Source organism: Peribacillus sp. NPDC058002 (genome assembly GCF_042886655.1).
Taxonomy (GTDB): Bacteria; Bacillota; Bacilli; order Bacillales; family DSM-1321; genus Peribacillus; species Peribacillus aracenensis.
The window spans coordinates 1-1450 of record NZ_JBHVQU010000231.1 but is presented as its reverse complement, the minus strand read 5'-3'; the positions used below and the strand labels follow the sequence as shown (position 1 = coordinate 1450).

The window sequence follows — 1450 nt, the reverse complement described above, 5'->3', positions numbered from 1 at the left end:
AAAGTAATGAGTAAATCATGATCATCAAAGTACCATAAATCTTTTTCTTCTACATAAAAATTAATTTCATTCATAGTTGTTACTGCTGCTGCTGTTTCAGGTTCTTCTTGGATGATACCTAATGAAAAGCCGCTTTGGACGGTACTATGCCCGCCATATCTTACATAAAAGCGCAAATGAGAGCCTTCTTGAAGCCCCAGCTCATCGATATACCACTTGGCTGCTTGATCGGAAATGGTCAGTTTCATACTAATTCTCCTTCCTAGAGGTTCGTTATTAAAGTATAAAGTAATTATGAAGTAGATGCGAATAATGTGCGTTTCAGAAAGGAAACAACCATGGATATTATATATAATATTTGTTTCATAACTCGAAAAAGATCCAACGAAGTTGAAGTGTTGATGCTATTTCGCCAAAAGAATCCGAATAGGCATAAATGGAATGGTATAGGTGGGAAAATAGAGCAAGGTGAAACCATCGATGAATCGATGGAACGGGAAATTCTTGAAGAAACTGGATTGAAGGTAAAGGGGATGGCCTTTCGAGGGATCGTGACATGGAATCAGACGGGCGGAATGTATGTTTACCGAGCTGAAGATGCTGGGGGCGGACTATCTGCCTGTGATGAAGGGGAACTTGCCTGGAAGCCATTTAAATGGGTTTTGGAGTCAAATGAAGTTGTGTCCAACATAAAGCATTATCTAAAAGATATATTACAGGATGAACCATCACTAGAATTTGCCTGTACCTATGAAAATGAACACTTAATATCAGTCAAAAAGAAGCCATTTCCTGATTTTGCAAAAGAATTGATCTTTACCAATTGAAACCGCCCAAGTGCGGTTTTTTGCCTATTTTGATTCCTGGAATATCCGGGGAATTGGTATAGGGTAAGCAAAATACAGGAAATTTTAAAGCTAAAAGCAAAATACCATCTGGAGATGCTGATTTGTGGAAACGGAGCTGTAAAAGGGAGTACGGAGATGGGGCCCCTTTCATTTTTAGTTCATATAGGACATGTATGGGAATGAGATGTTTCGATCAGCTCAAACTGATGGTTAATTACATTATAAAAGATAGCGGCAGGTTTCCTTAGAAGGACTGAAAATTAAATATTTATGCGGTGAAATTGGGTATTGCTCAGTTTCAAGATCAATGGGCAGGATGGAGCACCTTTTAAGATATACTCCGAAAGGCCGTTTCGCACACATATGAGTACGTACAAAAATAGCTGCAGATTCCTCTGCAGCTATTTTGTATTTTCTTTTGCTTCCGCTTCGGCAAGCTTTCTCAGCAAGACGGGTGTAGGCATATGCATGATTTGCTCTAAAGGCAAATTTAGTGACTTGGATAACTTTAATGCGGTTTCCGGTGATATTTGCAATGGCTTCATGGCACTTTCTCCTAACGATATTTAATAGTTAGTTCCAGTGTAGCCTCTGTTCTACAA

At 39.0% G+C, this 1450-nt stretch carries 3 protein-coding genes; 1 reads left to right on the top strand and 2 read right to left on the bottom strand.

The annotated features are described in order from the left end of the window. Window positions 1-248: HesB/YadR/YfhF family protein (locus ACFVSH_RS22305; protein WP_387707881.1), on the bottom strand; the 248-nt coding region annotated here is incomplete at its 3' end. Between the two features lie 90 nt (window positions 249-338). Between ACFVSH_RS22305 and ACFVSH_RS22300 the strand changes: the two genes are divergently transcribed. After that, window positions 339-827, top strand: coding sequence for an NUDIX hydrolase (locus ACFVSH_RS22300; RefSeq protein WP_387707879.1), 489 nt, complete (start codon window positions 339-341; stop codon window positions 825-827). 422 nt (window positions 828-1249) lie between these two features. On the opposite strand, the gene ACFVSH_RS22295 is transcribed toward ACFVSH_RS22300, so the two are convergent. Beyond that, a complete protein-coding gene (locus ACFVSH_RS22295) occupies window positions 1250-1393 on the bottom strand; it encodes a YycC family protein (protein ID WP_098371894.1) in 144 nt (47 codons plus the stop codon). Window positions 1394-1450 lie beyond the last annotated feature (57 nt).

Excerpts from the sequence above, each read along its gene's own strand:
- ACFVSH_RS22300 (WP_387707879.1), top strand. The coding sequence starts at position 339 with ATGGATATTATATATAATATTTGTTTCATAACTCGAAAAAGATCCAAC.
- ACFVSH_RS22295 (WP_098371894.1), bottom strand. The coding sequence starts at position 1,393 with ATGAAGCCATTGCAAATATCACCGGAAACCGCATTAAAGTTATCCAAG.